Origin of the sequence: Prevotella heparinolytica (genome assembly GCF_004342845.1) — a bacterium.
Taxonomy (GTDB): Bacteria; Bacteroidota; Bacteroidia; order Bacteroidales; family Bacteroidaceae; genus Bacteroides; species Bacteroides heparinolyticus.
This window is the reverse complement of the sequence record NZ_SLXB01000009.1, coordinates 83,348-104,588: the sequence shown is the minus strand read 5'-3', so window position 1 is coordinate 104,588 and position 21,241 is coordinate 83,348. Positions and strand designations below refer to the sequence as shown.

Below are 21,241 nucleotides of genomic sequence, written 5' to 3'. Positions count from 1 at the left end.
ACAGTAAACTTGTTCGCAACTTGGATAAATCTCTGTTCGCGCCGTGCGAATACAAAATCGCAACCTGCGGATAAACGGTCGCGCTGTGCGAACAGACATCCGCGCACTGCGAACAAAGGTTTGCACAAAAGTGAAGCGATTCCTGTAAAGCGTGTAGGGAAACCGATGGAAAAATAGGGGGATTATCCGGCTATTTAACGCAACCTCCCTTTTAGAGTAAAAGATTCAGTATCTTTCATATTGCTGTCATGTGACAAGCCGAACCGCCTAACACGAAGAAATGAAAGACAGAGTGCATATATCGCGCTTTGTGTAGTGAGTAGAAAGCGGCTCCCGTTATATAGCATATCCCTTCGGCAATAATCCAGTAGCAGGCTGCAGGAGAAATGGCAAAGAGTTGCTTGAATACTGCCAGCACGGATAACCCCATCAGAATGTAGCATGCTGTTTCCACATGGCTGTGTTCTTTCATTTTTCGGAAGCTGACAACGGTGCCGATGAGGGCGCACAGCCATACGAAACCAAATAGTCCCCATCCGGACTCGTCTTTCAGTGCAACGAGCGTAATGGGCGAATAGCTTCCCGCAATATGCCAATAGATGGCTGCATGATCCCAATGACGCAGGCGTCGCTTCCATGGATTGTGGTGCTTCAGTGCATGATAAAGGGTAGAGGCAAGGTAGGAACCACCCATGCCGAAGAGATAAAGCCATACTCCGAAGATAGCCGGCAGATTGCCGCTTTGATAGCTTTTTATCAGGAAAACGATTCCGACAATCACTCCCATGGCAAAGCCTATGCCATGGGAGATTGAATTGACGGTTTCTTCTTTTTGGCTGTAGAACAGTCCGCTACGTTTGTTTTTCATCAGTCGAAACATCCGTAGCAGGTAGGCAACAGGTTACGGTCGCCCAATGTGTTGTCTACACGTGCCACGTTTACCCAGAACTTGTTGTCCCGTACGCTTTCTATCGGATAGGCCGCTTTCTCGCGTGTATAGCTGTGTTCCCATTTGTCGGACACAATCTCATATTCGGGATGCGGTGCATTGACCAGTACATTGTCTGTTTTGTCGGCTTTACCCTCTTTTACTTCCTGAATTTCATTCCAGATATTCAGCATCACATGGATGAAATTGTCAAGTTCGGCCAGACTTTCGCTTTCTGTGGGCTCAATCATCAATGTGCCGTGCACGGGGAAGGACAGGGTGGGGGCATGATAACCATAGTCCATCAGACGTTTGGCGATATCATTCTCGCTGATGCCCGTTTCCTCGTGAACATTGCGGCATTCCAATATCATTTCGTGTCCCACGTAGCCGTTCACTCCTCGATAAACAGTGCTGTATGTGTCTTGTAGGCAAGCAGCCAGATAGTTGGCGCTGAGGATGGCTGTTTTGGTGGCGCGTGTCAGTCCTTCCGCTCCCATCATGCGGATGTAACCATACGTGATGGGCAGGATGCCGGCGCTGCCGAATGGAGCGGCAGATACTTCATTGGAGGCATTGCCAAATGAAACGTGTCCCGGCAGGAACGGAACCAGATGTTCGGCCACACAAATAGGGCCTACGCCGGGACCGCCTCCACCGTGGGGTGAAGCGAATGTCTTGTGCAGGTTCAGGTGGCATACGTCGGCACCGATAAAGCCGGGGTTGGTCAAGCCTACCTGCGCATTCATGTTGGCACCGTCCATATACACTTGTGCCCCACAAGCATGGATAATGTTACAGATCTCTACGATTTCCGTTTCAAAGATACCGTGTGTTGATGGATAGGTGATCATCAGGGCGGCAAGTTCGTTCTTGTTTTCTTCCGCTTTGGCGCGAAGATCCTCCATGTCTACATTACCATGTGCATCGCAAGCACATGTCACGGTGGCAAAGCCCGCCTGTATGGCCGATGCCGGATTGGTTCCGTGTGCAGATGCCGGTATCAGCACTTTGTTGCGGTGTCCCTGTCCGATATGCTCCAGATAAGCACGGATGACGCGCAATCCGGCATACTCACCTGCGGCACCGGAGTTCGGTTGTAGGCTGACACCTGCAAATCCGGTTATCGTTTTCAGTTCGTCGCTAAGATTGTCAATCAGCTTCCGGTAACCTTCTGCCTGATCTTCGGGTACCAGAGGGTGTATGTTCATGAATTCGGGACGGCTGAGCGGCAGCATCTCTGCGGCTGCATTCAGCTTCATGGTGCACGAACCGAGTGAGATCATGGAATGTGCCAAAGAGACATCCTTGCGGTCAAGGCGCTTGATATAGCGCATCATTTCCGTTTCCGTATGATACTTGTTGAACACTTCATGAGTCAGATAGGCACTTTGGCGCTTCAAGCTTTTACTGATATTGTTGCCCATCGGAATTTCGCAGATCTTCTCCCAATCTTTTCCGGCAGCAATGGCAAAGATGGATAGTAGTATGTTGACGGCCGGCACATCTGTGGTCTCATCAATACTCATACCCACATCACCGTTCTTGAAGTAGCGTAGGTTCACTTCTTTGCTAAGTGCAATGGTGCGGATTTGTTGCGCTGATATGGTGTCGGGCAGTGCGAAACGCAAAGTGTCGAAATACTGTGTGTTCACTTGCTTGTATCCCAGCTTGTTGATGCTCTTTTCCAAAAATACGGCAATGCTGTGGATACGCTCTGCTATGGTATGGATGCCTTTCGGACCATGATATACGGCATAGAATCCAGCCATTGTGGCCAACAACGCTTGTGCGGTGCAGATATTGGAAGTGGCCTTTTCTCTCTTGATGTGTTGTTCACGGGTTTGCAAGGCCATGCGGTAACAGAGCTTACCATGTTTGTCTTTCGACCAGCCGATGATACGTCCCGGCATATTGCGTTTATATTCATCGCGTGTGGCAAAGTAAGCAGCCGACGGTCCACCGTAGAACATCGGTGTGCCCAACCGTTGTGTCGTACCGAAAACAATGTCTGCTCCCCATTCTCCCGGAGGAGTAAGCAAAGCAAGGCTTAAGATGTCGGCAGCAACAGCCACTTTGCAGTTTGCCGCATGTGCTTTTTCCACAAAATCCCGATAATCTTCCACATTACCATTGGTGTCAGGATATTGAAGTATGCAGGCAAAGATGCCCGGGGTAAATTCCATTTCATTCCACTTGCCTGTACGCAGTTCGATGCCTTGCGGAAGGGCGCGGGTGGTCATGACTGCCAAGGTTTGCGGGAATATGTTTTCATCTACGAATACAATGTTCGCTCCGGATTTTTGCATGTCGCGTGGTCGCAGGGCATACATCATTGTCACGGCCTCGGCGGCTGCGGTAGCCTCGTCCAGCAAGGAACAGTTGGAAAGGGGCATCCCTGTAAGGTCGCACACAGCAGTCTGGAAGTTCATCAAGGCTTCCAATCGTCCTTGTGATACTTCAGCCTGATAAGGAGTATAAGAGGTGTACCAAACGGGGTTCTCGAATACGTTACGTTGGATAACGGCAGGAGTGATGGTATTGTACCATCCCATACCAATGTAAGTGGTGTAAAGCTTGTTTTTTGCAGCCAGTTCGGCAATGTGTTGTCCAAACTCATATTCCGTCATGGCTTTTGGGAGTGCCAACTGCTCTTTTAGGCGAATATTGGCAGGAATGGTCTTGTCAATCAGTTCGTCCAGACTTTTCACTCCGATTTTTCGGAGCATTTGTTCCTCATCTTGTTCACTGATACCGATGTGACGGCAGGAGAATACGTCGTTTTTCATAATTTATAGTGATTTTAAAGTTTATTTTCTGAAGAAAGGATTTTCTGCTTTTTCAAATCCAATTGTTGTGGGAGCGCCATGTCCCGGATAGACAACGGTTTCATTTGGCAAAACGAACAGACGACTGCAGATATGCTCTATCAGTTCATCGAAGTTCCCACCGGCAAGGTCGGCGCGACCGATGCTGCCTTGAAACAATACGTCACCCGAAAACATGCAATGGTCTGCCGCACAATAATACACCAAACTGCCCGGTGAATGTCCCGGTACGTGAATGGCTTCCAGCTTCGTGTTGCCGAAGCTGATAATGTCTCCATCGTGCAGATATGTGCCCAAAGGCACGGGGGCTTCTTGCAGCTGAAAGCCGAACATGCGACTTTGCTTGGGAGCCTCGTCAATCCAGAACTCATCTGCCTGATTAGCTTCAGCTTTCAGTCCGAACTCTTTCAGCATGAACGGGTTGCCGAATATATGATCCAGATGTAGGTGCGTATTCAGCAAGTGTTTTACGTTCAGTCCATTTTTTATAATGAAGTTTTTCAAAGTCTGTTTCTCTTCTTCGTAGAAACAGCCCGGATCAATGACGACTGCTTCATTGGTTTCATCCCACAGCACATAGCTGTTTTCCGGGAACATGTTGAATTCAAATTTCTTTATTTTCATTTTTGTATGAGACTACAAAGTTATTTGTTACGTTTTTCAGACAGCTACGTGCACTACCTTCTTCGTGCTGAAAAAATCTTCTTCAAAGATGTCTTTCAAATCCCACATGGTAGTTTTATTCTTAAAAGGCATCGATTCTTGTTCCAATTCACCTCCTTTAAGACAAATCAGCCCGTTGGGCAAGGCATTTTGTTGTTTGGCAGAAATATTCTTGCGGATGATCTTGAGTAAGTTGGACAGCGGCATCACAGCACGACTCACTACGAAATCAAAGATTCTTTTTTCCTCTTCTGCACGGGCATGGCGGGACGTGACATTTTCCAATCCGATGCTATTGGCTATTTCAGTGGCCACACGTACTTTCTTGCCAATACTGTCCACCAGATGAAACTCCACTTCAGGAAAAAGAATAGCCAATGGTATGCCAGGAAAACCTCCTCCTGTCCCGAGATCCATGATCTGAGTTCCCGGTTTAAAACAGACCACTTTAGCTATACCCAAGGAATGGAGTACATGGTGTTCGTAGAGATTCTCGATATCTTTACGTGAGATGACGTTTATCTTGGAGTTCCAATCCAAATAGAGGTCGTAGAGGGCAGCGAACTGCTCTTTCTGCTTCTCTGTCAGATCGGGAAAATACTTCAGGATTAGTTCCATTTAATTATGAATTAATTACAATGTATGACGGGTTGTTTTTAATTATGAGTTTCTTATTTCATTCAGCACCATACAATCGTCTTTCAGTAAGTGCTGCATTATTTCGTATGGAAGAGTTATTTCTATCGGTCCCATTACGTAAGGAGCTATGTCGTAGACATTATAATAAAATATGATGCCTTGAGGAGTGAGGTAGAAATTCTCTGTTGGTGCCAGTTCTCCGGTGGTGGCATAGCCTATATCTTCCAGCTCTTGACGGGTCTTTACCTTATTATCAGCCATCAACTGGTTCCACAGTAAGTCGGTCAGTGCTTCTTTGTAGTCATTGGCAAACAAGTCGTCCAGACGGACGGGGCTTAATGTATGTAAGTCCATGTTGAGGAATGTGGCCATGTAAATGCCGTGTGCGCCGCCGGTATATTCGTTATAGTCGATGCGATAAACCAACAGATGTTTGAAGTAGTTTTTTACACTGCCTTCTACACTTCTATAAAAAGAATACCATCCTTCCAAGTTCATGCCTTCTTCCTGTTCCTGTTCGTCTTTCTTATACATCGGTTCCAGATCATTGCGATAATCGTTGATATATTTCTCCGTGTACTTCTTGATGGCTTCTTCAGGCTTCATGTTTATGTATTTGTCTCCGAAGAAAGCGGAAACAAGAAAACTATTGAGGCTATCCCTTAATTTTATGTCAGATGATTTAGCAGCATAGGTGAATCTTACAATAAGGTTGCAGGCTGGTTTGGCAGTATCTCCGAAAAGGTGAGAGGTTTCATTTACTCGTATACTGTCAAACTCTAATGCGCCGGTATTTTTGTTCACGGTGTTATTGCAGGAAGAGAAATAACTGCTTGTCGCAAGTAGAAAGACAAGTAGGCTGACAGTTTGCTTTTTCATATTCGATTTTATTTATAATTCAATATTTCAACCAAAATACTTTATCGACAAATATAGAACTTATTAACGAACTGTAGGCATAAAAAAAGGAAAATTAAATCCGGCGAACGGTTAAAACTTTCTATCTTTGCCCTTACTTATGAAGGAACTACGTTACATATTCGCGGTACTTTTTTCCTCTTTCATCATTGTGAGTGGAGTAGGGGTTTCTATTATCCATTATTGCTGTACCGGATGCGAGACAATGCAAAGTTGCTGCTCTTCCGATTGTTCCAAATGTGAGCAAAAGCATCGGACGTCCGAAAATACATGTAAGGATGCGGGTTGTACAGTTGTTCATTATAAAGTAGATATGGTAAAACATGCGCAGGATTCTTCTCCGGCCATACCCCCCATCATGCTTCTTTGCGAACAACTGTTCTTACCGGGATACTTGATGTCCGTAGCCGATTCTTTTTCAGATTTTGTTTTCGAAGTGCCACCACACCCGGGTGGCTCACGCCAATATTTGGCACTCTATTCAGTACTTCTCATTTAGTAGTCGAGGCAAAGACAAACGGTTCGGTTATGCTGGGCGATGGGTTCGCGATGCAAAAAACGGTTCGTTCCATGTCTTTAAGTCTGTGCTATATTTAAATATTCACAAATCATTTCATACTGTTGCATTTGTATTTGGGTTATACCTGAACCGTATCTGGGCTGTACTTCCTCCATAATATACGGAGTTGATACGAACCTCTTACGGGGCAACTGCGGAGAAAACAGGGAGTACTCCGGATCATGAAATGCTTTACCTGAAAATAAAAAAGAAAATGAGAAATAAAATACTACCAATAACCATATGGATGATGTTGTTCCCTTTTGCGATATTGCATGCGCAGATAGAGGGAATAGTGAAAGATAATGCAGGTGTTCCCATTGCCGGAGCCAATCTATTCTGGCAGGGCACCGCGCAAGGTACTACGACTAAGGCCGACGGAACTTTTTCTTTGGCTAAACTCCGGAATAATCACAGTCTCGTGGTCAGCTTTATTGGCTTTGAAAATGATACGATAAACGTGGAAGGACGGCACGAACGGCTGGACATCGTTCTTCGCGAGGGAGTTGAACTCAGAGAAGTGAATGTGGTAGGTCGTAAGTTGGGCACCATGAAGTTGCGCAATAGCGTGATGAACGAAGACATGATAAGCAGTGCCGAGTTGAGTCGTGCAGCATGTTGCAATCTTGGAGAGAGTTTTGTGACGAATCCTTCGGTCGATGTCAGCTATTCCGATGCGGCTACCGGTGCCAAACAAATCAAACTATTGGGTTTGTCAGGCACGTATGTACAGATGCTGACGGAAAATATTCCGAATTATCGTGGTGCGGCTGCCGCTTATGGATTGGGATACGTGCCCGGTCCGTGGATGCAAAGCATTCAAGTGAGTAAAGGTAGCTCATCTGTAAAGAATGGTTACGAAGCTATTACGGGGCAAATTAATGTGGAGTTCAAGAAACCTCAACTTCCCGAAGCGGATAGGTTATCGGCCAATCTCTTTGTGAGCAGCACCAATCGGTATGAGGCCAATGCAGATGTCACCATAAAGCTTTCCAAACGCTGGAGTACATCACTGTTGGCTCATTACGAGAATGAGACCAAAGCCCATGACGGCAACAATGATGATCTTATCGATATACCTCAAGTGGAGCAGTATAATCTGTGGAACCGTTGGGCATATATGGGCGACCGCTATGTTTTTCAGGCCGGCATCAAGGCTCTTTCCGAAGGTCGGTATAGTGGTCAGGTAGGTCATGGGATAAATCATTCTTCCGATCCGTACAAAATAAATATCGGAACAGACCGTTACGAGGCATTTACCAAAAACGCTTATATATTCGACAAAGATAAAAATACCAATCTGGCACTGATTCTTTCAGCCTCTTTGCATAAGCAGGATGCAGTGTACGGACGAAAAAGGTATGACGTAGACCAGCATAATATGTATGCTTCTTTGTTGTTTGAAACGGAATTTAGCAAACGCCATAGTCTTTCTGCAGGATTGAGCTTCAATTATGACTCTTACGGTCAAGCTTATCGGCTGTATAATGATGTGGAATATCCTCTTGTAAATGATTTTGTAAAAGAAGCTGTTCCCGGGGCTTATGTACAGTACACTTATAATTGGAACGATAAGCTTATCCTTATGGGAGGACTTCGAGGAGATTACAGCAGTGAATACGGTTATTTTATCACACCCCGTTTCCACGTAAAATACAATCCGAATGAATATGTCCATTTCCGTCTTTCTGCCGGGAAGGGCTATCGTTCCAATCACGTCTTGGCTGAAAACAATTACTTGCTGGCAAGCAGCCGGCGGGTAGATATCGCCCGAAACCTCGAGCAAGACGAGGCTTGGAATTACGGGGCAAGTACTTCTGCCTATATACCGGTATTTGGCAAAACACTGAATCTGAATGCCGAATTCTATTATACAGACTTTCGTAAGCAAGTGGTGGTAGATATGGATACCGATCCGCATGCCGTTTTGTTTTATAATCTGAACGGGCGTTCATATTCGCAGGTCTTTCAGGTAGAAGCCACCTATCCGTTTTTCCCGGGCTTTACTTTCACGGCTGCCTATCGCTGGACGGATGTCCAGACAAATTACAATGGTCGATTGATGGAGAAGTCTCTTACGGGTAAGTATAAAGGGCTGCTGACAGCATCTTACCAGACGCCTTTGGCATTATGGCAATTTGATGTGACATTGCAGATGAATGGGGGCGGACGAATGCCTGCACCATATAAATTGGAAAACGGCGATTGGGCGTGGGAGAATCGCTACGGTAGTTTTGAACAGTTGAGTGCGCAAGTGACCCGCTATTTCCGTTATTGGTCTGTATACATTGGCGGCGAAAATCTGACGAATTTCAAACAAAAGAGTCCCATTATTGACGCTGCCAATCCGTGGGGCAATCGCTTTGACGCAACAATGATCTGGGGGCCGATGCATGGAGCGAAAGCCTATATAGGTATTCGTTTTAATCTGCCGGGAGTATGAAGATTTATAAAAGACATGGAATGTCGTTCAGACAAGTCCGGTATTTCCTGTGAGAAGATGTACCGGATTTCCGTATCTCTATATTTCAATCATAGGACATTTAATAACTTTAATATGTAAATAAAATCAACCTGAGTTCGATGTAAAAAGAGACTCCGCCTATACAAAAAAACGCTCCCGGAGGGGTCAATCAGTGGTGCCAAGTCTCGTATATGCGACGTGTGTGGTCTCGTATATGCGACGTGCGCGGTCTCGTATATGCGACGTTCGGCACCTCATATATGCGAGGAAAACGGTAAGATATATACAAGTATTTAACAGGCATATAACATCTTGTTTTATACCGAATTCAGGTTAAAATCAGGAAAGAATGAAAACAAAAAGATGTTTGATGATTGTGGCAGCAATGCTGTTCAGTTTCACCTTTGTGGTGGCGAAAGATATTCGTACAGCTGTGTTTAAAGTGGCGCAGATGAAGTGCGATAATTGTGTCAGGAAGATAAACAATAACATTCGCTTTGAGAAAGGGCTGAAGAACTTCCATACAGACCTGAAAACAAAGACGGTCACCATCACATATGATGCCGAGAAAACCAGTGTCGATAAGTTGAAAGAAGGTTTTAAGAAGTTTAATTACGAAGCAGAGTTTATCAAAGAAGCCAAGCAGGAGGACAAGAAGTAATTTTCACTGTTTTATTCCTTTTGTAAAAGGAATCTGTTATTCAATCTTTCTTGGAAAAGTGAAAGGAATTTCTTACTTTTGGTTGTTATTAAGAAAAGAAGAGTTAACCTTATCTAATAGACAGAATGATGAAACAGTTTCATAAAATTATCGTCACCGGATGTTTTTGTGTTTTTGGAGCGGGATTATGTATGCGTGCGCAAGAAACGCCGCATACAGTGCCCGACTCCTTGATAACCATCGGATATACCGTAGGGCATGAGAAAAACGTATCTTCCCTTGTTGAAAAAGTCACCGGAAAGCAACTGAAGGTCGACCAGATTACCAATCCTTTGGAAGCCATTTACGGTAAAGTGCCGGGGTTGACGATACATCGTGCGGCGAATGGCACGGCTGCTTTAGATGCGGTTCGTCTTCGCGGAACGACTTCACTGACCAGTGGCAATGACCCACTGATTATCATTGACGGAGTGTTCGGAGACATCTCTTTGCTTACCTCCATTTATCCTACGGATATAGAAAGCTTTACCATTCTGAAAGATGCTTCGGAGACTGCCCAGTATGGTTCGCGTGGTGCATCCGGTGTTATTGAAATCACAACGAAAAAGGGAATGAAGGGTAGAACGCAGGTAAGCTACAACGGCAGCTTCGGCGTTGCGGCCGTTTATAAGAGTCTTAAAATGTTGTCGGCCGACGAATATCGCAAAGTGGCGCAAAGGGAAGGCATATCCATCGTAGATTTAGGCAATGACACCGAGTTCTTGAAAGAGATACAACAAGCCGGTTTGCAGCAAGATCATCATGTGGCCTTCTATGGAGGAAGGGATGAATCCAGCTATCGCGTGTCTCTTGGTTTTATGCGTAGAGAAGGAGTTATAGTCAATGAGAGAATGACCAACTTCACATCGAACATGAATATGACTCAGAAGCTGTTCGATGGATTTGTGCAGTGCGATGTGGGAATGTTCGGTTCTGTACAGAAAAATCGTAATATAGTAGACGGGCAAAAGACTTTTTATTCGGCTGCCGCATTCAACCCCACTTATCCTAATCATAAAAATAAGGAAGGGGCGTGGGATGGAGTGACCAATGCAAGCCAAATCACTCATCCTTTGGCTTGGATGGAGGTGAAAGACAAAGAATCGACCTCACATATCAGTACCTATGCCAAACTGAAGTTTAATCTTATGCCGGATTTGAGTTTGCAGCTTTTCGGTTCTTATTCTTATAATATGATTGAAAATTCCCAATATCTCCCTACCTGCGTGTGGGCACATGGGCAGGCTTATCGCGGTGTACGTAAATCGGAGGCATTGGTTGGAAATGCTATACTGACATATCGCAAGCATATGAAGCGCCATTTTATCGATGTGTTGGCATTGGCTGAAGTTCAACAGGAATGCTATACCGGTTTTTATACAACGGTCACCAACTTCAGTTCCGACCTGTTCGGATATGATAATCTGCAAGCCGGCGCTCTACGCCCTTGGGAAGGCACGAACTCATATTACGAGCGCCCTCGTCTGGTCTCCTGTATGGGACGCATCAATTATACGTATGCCGATCGTTATATCCTGACCGTGAATGCCCGTGCGGATGCTTCTTCTAAATTCGGAAATAATCATAAATGGGGATTTTTTCCTTCCATTTCAGCAGCTTGGAATGTGTCTCAGGAGAACTTTATGAAGCAACTCTCTCAGGTGAATAATCTGAAAATCCGTATCGGATATGGATTGGCGGGAAACCAAAGCGGAATTGATTCCTATACTACCCTTCGGTTGGCACAGCCCAACGGAGTAGTGCCCGTAGGCAGCTCACAAGTAGTTTCTCTTACCGAATTACGCAATACAAATCCAAATCTGAAATGGGAAGTAAAACATAATCTGAATGCCGGGGTCGATTTGGCCTTATTCGATAATCGCCTATTGCTTTCTGCCAACTATTATCTTTCCAAAACAAACGACATGCTTTATACTTATAATGTCAGTGTTCCACCATTCACTTATAGCACATTAGTGGCAAATATCGGCTCGATGCGTAACAGCGGTTTGGAAATAGCTGTGGGAGTAACTCCTCTGAAAACCGAAAACATGGAACTTAACGTTAATGCCAACGTTTCTTTCCAACAAAACAAGCTCCTCTCTTTAAGCGGCATGTATGATGGCGAATATCTCAGTGCGGCAGCGTATAACAGTATTTCCGGTTTAGATGGAGCCGGCTTTCATGGAGGATACAATCACATTGTATATCAGATTGTGGGGCAACCGCTGGGGGTATTCTATCTTCCGCGCAATGCCGGATTGGTGGCTGACGGGAATGGCGGTTATAAATATGGAGTTGTTGATTTGAACGGTGGAGGCATAAGTTTGGAGGATGGGGAAGACCGTTACATAGCCGGACAAGCCATGCCGAAAACCATTGTCGGTTCCAATATCAGTTTTCGTTATAAAGATTTCGATCTGGCGGTACAAATCAATGGGGCTTTCGGGCATAAAATTTACAATGGAACTTCGCTGACTTACATGAATATGGGGATATTTCCCGATTATAACGTAATGAAGGAGGCTCCGCAGGCTAATATCAAGGACCAGACGGCTACCGATTATTGGCTGGAACGGGGAGATTATGTGAACTTCGATTATGTGACGGCCGGATGGAACGTGCCTTTGCGGGGGACGAAAAAGTATATTCAGAATCTGCGACTTACTTTCACAGTGAATAATTTGGCGACGATTACCGGTTATTCTGGAGTTTCGCCTATGATAAACAGTTCTACGGTCAACAATACGTTAGGTCTGGATGATAAACGTAATTATCCGCTTGCCAGAACCTATACATTGGGGGTGAGTATTAATTTCTAAAGAGAAAAGGCTATGAAGAACTATCGGATTCAATATTGGCTGACGGCATCTTGCTGTTTCTTTCTGTTGGCGGCTTGTGATACTTTTTTAAAGGAAGAACCTCGTGACAAGATAGATAAAGAGGAAGCTTATCGTACACTTCCCGATTTATATTTGAACGCGGTGGCGTCGCTTTATAATTATGTGGGTGGATGTGCCGACAGTCAGGGGTTGCAAGGAACGGGACGCGGTGTCTATGACTTGAACACGTTTACCACCGATGAAGCCATTCTGCCTACTCGCGGCGGCGATTGGTATGATGGAGGTTTCTGGCAAGGATTGTTTCTACATCGATGGGGAGTGAATAATGATGCCATTCAAGCCACATGGGAGTATCTCTATAAAGTGGTGATGCTGAGCAACAGGTCGGTAGAGAGAATTGAAAAGTTTCAGGCCACTCATGATGAACCGGAGTTAGCGGAGTATGATGCAGAGGTGCGTGCGTTGCGTGCCATGTATTACTATTATCTGATGGATTTGTTCGGGCGTGTGCCTTTGGTACTTTCTTCTTCTGTTACTATGGAAAAAGTGGTACAAAAGGACCGGAAGGAAATTTTTGATTTCGTGGTGAAAGAATTACAGCAGGCAGCTCCTTTATTGTCCGAGGTACATAGTAACCTGCCGGGAGATTATTATGGACGCATCACGCGTCCGGTCGCCTATTTTTTGCTTGCGAAATTGGCACTAAACGCCGAAGTTTATGCCGACAATGATTGGACTGACGGTGTACGTCCTGACGGAAAAAACCTTTATTTTACGGTAGACGGGCGGTTGTTGAACGCTTGGCAAACTGCGATGGCCTATTGTGATAGTATCACTGCATTGGGTTATCAATTGGAAGCCCGGTATGAAACAAACTTTGCCGTATATAACGAATCATCGGTGGAGAATATATTCACTATTCCCATGAACAAAACTTTATATACCAACCAGATGCAATATTTGTTCCGCTCCCGGCACTATAATCATGCCAAGGCTTACGGATTGGGCGGTGAAAATGGTTCCAGTGCGACGGTAGATGCATTGCACGTGTTCGGCTATGATACGGATGAGGTAGATCCGCGTTTTGATAAATGTTATTATGCCGATGTGGTATATGACTTGCAAGGGAATGTTGTCAGGTTGGATAATGGCACGATTTTGGAATATCATCCGTGGAAAGTGTCGGTGGACATATCCGATACGCCTTATGAAAAGACGGCGGGGGCACGTATGAAGAAGTATGAGATAGATGTGAATGCCACCAAAGATGGTAAACTGATGGAGAATGATATCGTATTGTTTCGATATGCGGATGTGTTGCTGATGAAGAGCGAGGCAAAGGTGCGTAACGGAGAAAGCGGAGACGAAGAGCTGGCGAAAGTCCGCAGTCGTGTAGGGGCTGCTTTCCGTCCGGCCACATTAGCGACTTTGCTGGATGAACGGCAATTGGAGCTTGCTTGGGAGGGATGGAGACGCCAAGACCTTATACGCTTCGGGAGGTTTACCCGTGCCTATGACAGCCGCCCTCAATTGCCTGAGGAAGCAAACGGATATACCACTGTATTTCCCATTCCGGGAAATGTGCTGAAGATGAATGGAAGATTGGTGCAGAACAAAGGCTATTGATAGAGACGGATGCTTGGCTATTATCGGAAAAGTGCTATATTTGCCCTCATGAAACCGAAAATATCAGATTGGAATGTAATTCCTTATGCCGAGGCATGGAAGCGGCAGACGGAATGGTTTGATGCACTTGTGCAAGCCAAACAGGCGGGGATAGGGTATGTAAACCATATTGTGCTCTGCGAACATCCTCATGTCTATACCTTGGGCCGTAGCGGGAAAGACGGGAATATGCTGCTAAGCGATGAACAGCTTCATAGGATAGGAGCTACACTCTATCACATAGACCGTGGCGGAGACATCACTTATCATGGTCAGGGGCAATTGGTTTGCTATCCCATATTGAACCTTGAAGATTATTCTTTAGGGTTGAAAGAGTATGTGCATTTGTTGGAAGAGGCGGTAATCGGTGTATGTGCTTCGTATGGTATCACGGCCGGACGTTTGGAAAAGGCTACCGGCGTATGGCTGGAAGGCGATACTCCCCGTGCCCGTAAAATCTGCGCTATCGGGGTACGCAGCAGTCATTTTGTCACCATGCACGGATTGGCCCTGAATGTAAACACCGATTTGCGCTATTTCAGTTATATCCATCCTTGCGGATTTATAGATAAAGGAGTCACTTCCCTGCAAAAAGAGTTGGGAAACGAAGTATCCATGACAGAGGTAAAAGAGCGCCTTTGCGAGGAGTTGACGAATAGGTTGTCGTAAGCGTCATTAGATACATCCTTTTTAGGGAGGGTTTGACTTTTTTCTATTAAAATAAGAAGTCTTGCTTGTTTTATTGTTAATAAAACAAGGGATATGGTTGTGGTAATGTAATTTTTACTATCTTTGTGTTAGTGAAGTGTGTCGAGATACTGATAATGGAATAATAACAGAATTCTGTGTGCGGCACACTTTCCTTTTTGTTAACCATATAATAAACTAAAAAAAGATTGGCGTATTATGAATCAAGAATTGTCAATGAGCTCCAATTCGTTGGTTGCTGAGCTTCAGAAACCGGCTTCTGAATTTACGAAAGCAGACATCATTTCTTATATTAAAAAGAATGATATCCGTATGATAAATTTCATGTATCCGGCTGCAGACGGACGATTGAAAACACTGAATTTCGTTATTAACGACGCTACTTATCTGGATGCAATCCTTACTTGCGGGGAGCGTGTGGATGGGTCGAGTCTCTTCCCGTTTATAGAGGCCGGCAGTAGCGATTTGTATGTAGTGCCCCGCTTCCGAACCGCTTTTATCGACCCTTTTGCAGAGTTACCCACACTCTCTATGCTATGCTCTTATTTCAATAAAGATGGAGAACCGTTGGAGAGTTCGCCTGAATATACTTTACGCAAGGCTTGTCAGGCATTCAAGGATGTAACGGGAATGGAATTTCAGGCTATGGGCGAATTGGAGTATTATGTGATTTCGGAAAACGACGGCATGTTTCCCGCCACCGACCAGCGCGGCTACCATGAATCGGCCCCGTATGCCAAATTCAATGAATTCCGCACGGAGTGCATGTCATGTATAGCACAGGCAGGGGGACAGATAAAATACGGTCATTCCGAGGTGGGCAACTTCACGCTCGACAATAAAATATACGAACAAAACGAGATAGAATTCTTGCCCGTGCCTGCCGAGCAGGCTGCCGACCAGTTGATGATAGCCAAATGGGTGATTCGCAATCTGGCTTCACAATATGGTTACAACATTACTTTCGCGCCTAAAATAACAGCCGGGAAAGCCGGTTCGGGACTGCATATCCATATGCGCATCATGAAAGACGGGAAAAATCAGATGCTGAAAGATGGTGTACTCTCTGAAACGGCTCGCAAAGCCATTGCAGGAATGATGGTTTTGGCACCTTCCATTACGGCTTTCGGCAATACGAATCCTACGTCTTATTTCCGTCTTGTACCTCATCAGGAAGCACCTACCAATGTATGCTGGGGCGATAGAAACCGTTCCGTGTTGGTACGTGTCCCGTTGGGATGGTGTGCCAAAACAGACATGTGTATGCTGGCCAACCCATTGGAGACTCCGAGCCATTATGACACCACGCAGAAACAGACGGTAGAGATGCGTTCACCGGACGGGTCGGCCGACTTGTATCAATTGATAGCGGGGCTGGCCGTGGCATGTCGTCATGGTTTTGAGATGGAAGATGCGTTGGCTGTTGCGGAAAAGACTTATGTGAACGTGAACATTCATCAGAAAGAAAATGAGGATAAACTGAAAGAGTTGGCACAATTGCCGGATAGTTGCTCGGCTTCTGCCGATTGTTTGGAAAAACAGCGTGCCATATTCGAGCAACATCAGGTATTCAGTCCTGCAATGATTGACGGAATTGTCGCCAAGCTGCGTTCATACGGAGACAAAACTTTGCGTAGCGAGATACAGAATAATCAGGATGAAATGCTGAAACTGGTGGAGCGGTACTTCCACTGCGGCTAAATTCGGCGAAGCGCAGAGACATTGAAGTGCAAGGGACATTGCGCCTGAAAATCATAGTTTGAATATGGTTTCAGGCGGATTTGATTTCCCGTATTCTTGTGCTTCCTTGTCTCTGTGTTTGCTTTTCTTATAACTCCTTTAAAACTTACCTTGTCTTGAAGTGTGGGAATAACTTCCCTAAAGTGTGGGCTCATCTTCCCTATGGTGTGGGGTTATGCTTCCTGAAGTGTGGGCTTGTGTTCATTAAGGTGTGGGCTTGTGACTGCTAAAGTGTGGGCATACGTTTTCCCCGATGTAAGCTTACGATTGCTTAATCGTAAAATACTGATTTGCTTTGAATTGTAGATATGGAGAATTCTCTTCAGCGGATTTTCAGGATTGTTCTTGAATACAGGGCTTCCCTTCCTCACTTTTAGAACTTTTAGACATAAAAAAAGGAGTACCGCTGTACTCCAACCTTTGTTAACCTTAAATCTAATACTATGAAAAACACAGTGCAAATATACGGACTTTCTTGAAACTTGCAAGAGGCAAGAGGGATAAACTGTAGTTTTATAACACTTGTTATGATTTTCCTTCTGATATTATAGCCTTTTTAGAGATCTATTTCGCTTTTTCTTTCAGCAACTCTTCCATTTTCAACACCTCGTCGCGATATTGGGCAGCTTCGATGAAGTCGAGCTTCTTGGCTGCTTCCTGCATGAGTTTTCTGGTACGTTCGATGCTCTTTTCCAGTTGCGCGCGGTTCATGTACCGGACAATCGGGTCGGCGGCAACAGAAGACGTTGGTTCTTGTTCCACATAGGGACGAGGAGTACTGCCGGTCCGGTTTTCATTCTCGGAAGCAGGCGGGGCAGAAGGTTCGCCGGTGGCAAAAACATTGAGATTCTTCGCTTTTTTTATCTGCTGGGGTGTGATACCGTTCTCTTCGTTGTATTTCAACTGTTTCTCGCGGCGTCGGTTGGTTTCGTCGATAGTCATTTGCATGCTTTCCGTTATTTTGTCGGCATACATGATAACCATTCCGTTCACGTTGCGGGCAGCACGGCCGGCAGTCTGCGTCAGCGAACGGTGGGAGCGGAGAAAGCCCTCTTTGTCGGCATCAAGGATGGCCACAAGAGAAACCTCCGGCAAATCAAGTCCTTCGCGCAACAGATTCACGCCAATCAGTACGTCATACAATCCTTCGCGAAGGTCGCTCATGATTTTCACTCGTTCCAGCGTATCTACATCGCTGTGTATATAGTTACATCTCACCTGATTGTTCAGCAAATATTCGGTCAGCTCCTCCGCCATTCGTTTGGTGAGGGTGGTTACGAGAGTGCGTTCGTTCTTTTCGATGCGTAGTTGTATCTCTTCCATCAAGTCGTCTATCTGGTTGTGGCTGGGACGCACCTCAATGATAGGGTCGAGCAATCCTGTGGGACGAATGACCTGCTCTACCACAATGCCTTCCGACTTCATCAGCTCATAATCGGCAGGTGTGGCGCTGACGTAAATCACTTGTTTGGCCATCTCTTCGAACTCGTCGAACTTCAACGGACGGTTATCTTTAGCAGCAGGCAGCCGGAAGCCGTATTCCACCAGATTCTCCTTGCGGGCACGGTCGCCTCCATACATGGCACGTATCTGCGGAACGCTGACGTGGCTTTCGTCAATAACTATCAGGAAATCTTCGGGAAAGAAGTCCAGCAGGCAGTAGGGACGAGTACCGGCGGCCCGCCCGTCGAAGTAGCGCGAATAATTCTCTATGCCCGAACAATGTCCCAGCTCCCGTATCATCTCCATATCATAAGTCACCCGTTCCTGCAAGCGTTTGGCTTCAAAGGTACGCCCTTCACTTTCAAACCATTGCACCTGTTTGTGCAAGTCGTCCTCAATCTCGTGGATGGCGCGCAAAGTAGCTTCTTTGGTTGTCATGAAGAGGTTGGCGGGATAAATCTTATAGGCATCGAATTTACCGACTGTCACACCGCTGATGGGGTCTACCTCTTCGATGCTGTCTATCTCATCGCCCCAAAAAACAATGCGCAACAGATTGTCGGCGTATGCCAGATAGATGTCCACGGTATCTCCTTTCACACGGAAGTTGCCACGGTTCAGGTCTATGTCGTTGCGCACATAGAGACTATCCACCATGCGTCGCAAGAATACGTTCCGGCTGAAATTTCTGCCTTGCTGCACTTCAATGACATTGTTGTAGAAGTCGGCAGGATTTCCCATACCGTAGATGCACGAAACAGACGATACCACCACCACGTCTTTCCTGCCGGAAAGCAGGGCAGAGGTGGCGGCAAGCCGCAGTTTGTCTATCTCGTCGTTGATGGCAAGGTCCTTCTCTATATAGGTGTCCGAAGAAGGCAGGTAGGCTTCCGGTTGGTAATAATCGTAATACGATACATAATACTCCACCGCATTGTTGGGGAAGAAGCTCTTGAACTCACTGTATAGTTGTGCGGCCAACGTTTTATTGTGGCTCAATATCAAGGTCGGTTTATTGATGTTGGCAATAACATTGGCTATGGTGAATGTCTTTCCCGAACCGGTGACACCGAGAAGAGTTTGTGCGGGAAGCCCCTCGCGTATGCCTTCGGTCAGTTGTGCGATGGCCTCAGGTTGGTCTCCCGTGGGACGATAGGCAGATGTCAGCTCGAATTTGCTCATTTTTCTTTTCTTAATGAGTGGCAATATTCGGCAAAATCTTCGAAATAAACAAAATATTTTGTTTACTTTGCAGCTATTTGATAATAATCACTAAGAACAGTACAACGAAGAACATGATTTGGAATGAAAGCATCGAGTGCATGGATCGCGAAAGTCTTCGCAAAATCCAGAGCATTCGTCTCAAAAAGACCGTGGAGCGTGTGTATCACGACACTCCTTTCTATCGTAAGAAGATGCAGGAATTAGGCATCACTCCCGATGACATAAACAGCATAGACGATATCGTGAAACTTCCCTTTACCACAAAGTATGATTTGCGTGACAACTATCCTTTCGGCCTGTGTGCCGTGCCGATGAGCCAGATTGTACGTATCCACGCTTCGTCGGGGACAACAGGCAAGCCTACTGTGGTGGGCTACACCCGTAAAGACCTCTCGGCTTGGGCCGAATGCCTTGCACGTGCTTTTACGGCCTATGGAGCAGGACGTTCGGATGTATTTCAGATATCTTACGGTTACGGACTTTTTACCGGTGGTCTGGGCGCTCATGCCGGTGCCGAGAATATCGGGGCATCCGTTATTCCGATGTCCAGCGGTAACACCGAAAAGCAAATCACGCTGATGCACGATTTCGGTTCGACCGTGCTTTGCTGCACACCTTCCTATGCGCTCTATCTGGCAGATGCCATCAAGGATTCCGGCTTTCCCCGCGAAGACTTCAAGTTGAAAGCCGGTGCTTTCGGTGCCGAGCCGTGGACTGAGAACATGCGTCGTGACATCGAAACCAAACTGGGCATCAAAGCATACGACATATACGGTTTGAGTGAAATTGCCGGTCCCGGTGTCGGCTATGAGTGTGAATGCCAAAACGGCACGCATCTTAATGAAGACCATTATTTCCCCGAAATCGTCGACCCGAAAACCCTTGAGCCGGTTGCTCCCGGCGAGACGGGTGAATTGGTGTTTACGCATCTCACCAAAGAGGGAATGCCGTTGCTGCGCTATCGTACCAAAGATCTCACAGCTCTTCATTATGATAAATGTACCTGTGGCCGTACATTGGTGCGTATGGATCGCATTCTCGGACGCAGTGACGATATGCTGATTATTCGCGGAGTGAACGTATTCCCGACACAAATCGAGTCTGTCGTTCTTGAGATGCCTGAGTTCGAACCTCACTATCTGTTGCTGGTCGATCGAAAGAACAATACCGATACGATGGAACTTCAGGTTGAAGTCCGTCCGGAATATTATTCCGATGAAATCAACAAGATGTTGGCTTTGAAGAAAAAACTTGTCGCCCGTTTGCAAAGTGTACTCGGATTGGGTGTAGATGTACGTTTGGTTGAGCCTCGCAGTATCGAGCGAAGTGTCGGTAAGGCCAAGCGTGTCATCGACAACAGAAAATTATAATTAGTATACCCCGTAAATATATTACTATGGTAGCAAAACAACTTTCCATTTTCTTAGAGAACAAATCCGGTCGCCTGACGGAGGTAACGGAAGTGCTTGCCAAGGAAGGTGTCAACCTTTCTGCCCTGTGTATTGCAGAGAATGCCGACTTCGGTATTCTTCGTGGCATTGTATCTGAACCGGATAAAGCATACAAGGCTTTAAAGGACAATCATTTTGCCGTTAATGTAACCGATGTGGTGGGTATTAGTTGCCCCAACATTCCCGGCTCGTTAGCCAAAGTACTTCGTTTCCTTTCTGACGAGGGCGTGTTTATCGAATACATGTATTCCTTTGCCAACGGTGAGACAGCCAATGTCATCATTCGTCCGAATGACATGGAGAACTGCATTCGCGTGTTGACAGAAAAGAAAGTCGATTTGCTTGCGGCAAGCGACTTATATAAACTCTGATTAGTGGTTAGAGGGTAACGATTAGCGATTAGCGAGCATGCAGCATGACAGCACAATCTGCTAATCGACTAACCGTTAACCGCTAATAGCTAATTAC

14 protein-coding genes are annotated in these 21,241 nt (G+C 45.8%); 8 read left to right on the top strand and 6 right to left on the bottom strand.

The window, feature by feature from the left end; translation table 11 throughout:
• Positions 1-235: 235 nt before the first annotated feature.
• Genes trhA through EV202_RS06480 form a run of 5 tightly spaced genes read right to left on the bottom strand, consistent with a single transcriptional unit; the run spans position 236 to position 5,937 of the window.
• Positions 236-868 (bottom strand): PAQR family membrane homeostasis protein TrhA, encoded by a 633-nt coding sequence (trhA, locus tag EV202_RS06500; RefSeq protein WP_131926225.1) that lies wholly within the window; start codon positions 866-868, stop codon positions 236-238.
• Positions 868-3,717 (bottom strand): aminomethyl-transferring glycine dehydrogenase, encoded by a 2,850-nt coding sequence (gene gcvP, locus EV202_RS06495; protein ID WP_131926223.1) that lies wholly within the window; start codon positions 3,715-3,717, stop codon positions 868-870. Before gcvP ends, trhA begins: the two co-directional genes overlap by 1 nt.
• A 21-nt stretch (positions 3,718-3,738) precedes the next feature.
• Positions 3,739-4,380, bottom strand: a complete 642-nt coding sequence (locus EV202_RS06490; RefSeq protein WP_131926221.1) for an MBL fold metallo-hydrolase — start codon at positions 4,378-4,380, stop codon at positions 3,739-3,741.
• A 36-nt stretch (positions 4,381-4,416) separates the two neighbouring features.
• Complete coding sequence (rsmG, locus tag EV202_RS06485) at positions 4,417-5,037, bottom strand: 16S rRNA (guanine(527)-N(7))-methyltransferase RsmG (protein WP_106068669.1); 621 nt, start codon at positions 5,035-5,037, stop codon at positions 4,417-4,419.
• Positions 5,038-5,079: 42 nt separating this feature from the next.
• Positions 5,080-5,937 (bottom strand): DUF3298 and DUF4163 domain-containing protein, encoded by an 858-nt coding sequence (locus EV202_RS06480; RefSeq protein WP_131926219.1) that lies wholly within the window; start codon positions 5,935-5,937, stop codon positions 5,080-5,082.
• A gap of 845 nt (positions 5,938-6,782) precedes the next feature.
• Here EV202_RS06480 and EV202_RS06470 point away from each other — a divergent pair.
• The 6 genes from EV202_RS06470 to EV202_RS06445 all read left to right on the top strand — a co-directional run bounded on the left by EV202_RS06470 (position 6,783) and on the right by EV202_RS06445 (position 16,616).
• Positions 6,783-8,978 carry a TonB-dependent receptor gene (locus EV202_RS06470; protein WP_394364513.1) on the top strand — a complete coding sequence of 732 codons (2,196 nt, stop codon included), beginning with the start codon at positions 6,783-6,785 and terminating at the stop codon, positions 8,976-8,978.
• 370 nt (positions 8,979-9,348) lie between these two features.
• Positions 9,349-9,660 (top strand): heavy-metal-associated domain-containing protein, encoded by a 312-nt coding sequence (locus tag EV202_RS06465; protein ID WP_131926213.1) that lies wholly within the window; start codon positions 9,349-9,351, stop codon positions 9,658-9,660.
• A 128-nt stretch (positions 9,661-9,788) separates the two neighbouring features.
• Positions 9,789-12,521, top strand: coding sequence for a SusC/RagA family TonB-linked outer membrane protein (locus EV202_RS06460; protein WP_131926245.1), 2,733 nt, complete (start codon positions 9,789-9,791; stop codon positions 12,519-12,521).
• Between the two features lie 12 nt (positions 12,522-12,533).
• Positions 12,534-14,168 carry a RagB/SusD family nutrient uptake outer membrane protein gene (locus EV202_RS06455; RefSeq protein ID WP_131926211.1) on the top strand — a complete coding sequence of 545 codons (1,635 nt, stop codon included), beginning with the start codon at positions 12,534-12,536 and terminating at the stop codon, positions 14,166-14,168.
• A gap of 48 nt (positions 14,169-14,216) precedes the next feature.
• Complete coding sequence (gene lipB / locus EV202_RS06450) at positions 14,217-14,876, top strand: lipoyl(octanoyl) transferase LipB (protein WP_106068674.1); 660 nt, start codon at positions 14,217-14,219, stop codon at positions 14,874-14,876.
• A 237-nt stretch (positions 14,877-15,113) separates the two neighbouring features.
• On the top strand, positions 15,114-16,616 hold the full coding sequence (locus tag EV202_RS06445) for a glutamine synthetase family protein (RefSeq protein WP_131926209.1): 1,503 nt from the start codon (positions 15,114-15,116) through the stop codon (positions 16,614-16,616).
• A 603-nt stretch (positions 16,617-17,219) separates the two neighbouring features.
• Here the strand turns inward: EV202_RS06445 and uvrB are convergent.
• Positions 17,220-19,280 (bottom strand): excinuclease ABC subunit UvrB, encoded by a 2,061-nt coding sequence (gene uvrB, locus EV202_RS06440; RefSeq protein ID WP_131926207.1) that lies wholly within the window; start codon positions 19,278-19,280, stop codon positions 17,220-17,222.
• Positions 19,281-19,393: 113 nt separating this feature from the next.
• Between uvrB and EV202_RS06430 the strand changes: the two genes are divergently transcribed.
• Together EV202_RS06430 and EV202_RS06425 are read left to right on the top strand one after the other, a co-directional pair.
• Positions 19,394-20,692: a phenylacetate--CoA ligase family protein gene (locus tag EV202_RS06430; protein WP_131926205.1), complete on the top strand. Its 1,299-nt coding sequence runs from the start codon at positions 19,394-19,396 to the stop codon at positions 20,690-20,692.
• Between the two features lie 26 nt (positions 20,693-20,718).
• Entirely contained in the window at positions 20,719-21,144 is a 426-nt protein-coding gene (locus tag EV202_RS06425) for an amino acid-binding protein (protein ID WP_009126720.1), read from the top strand.
• Positions 21,145-21,241 lie beyond the last annotated feature (97 nt).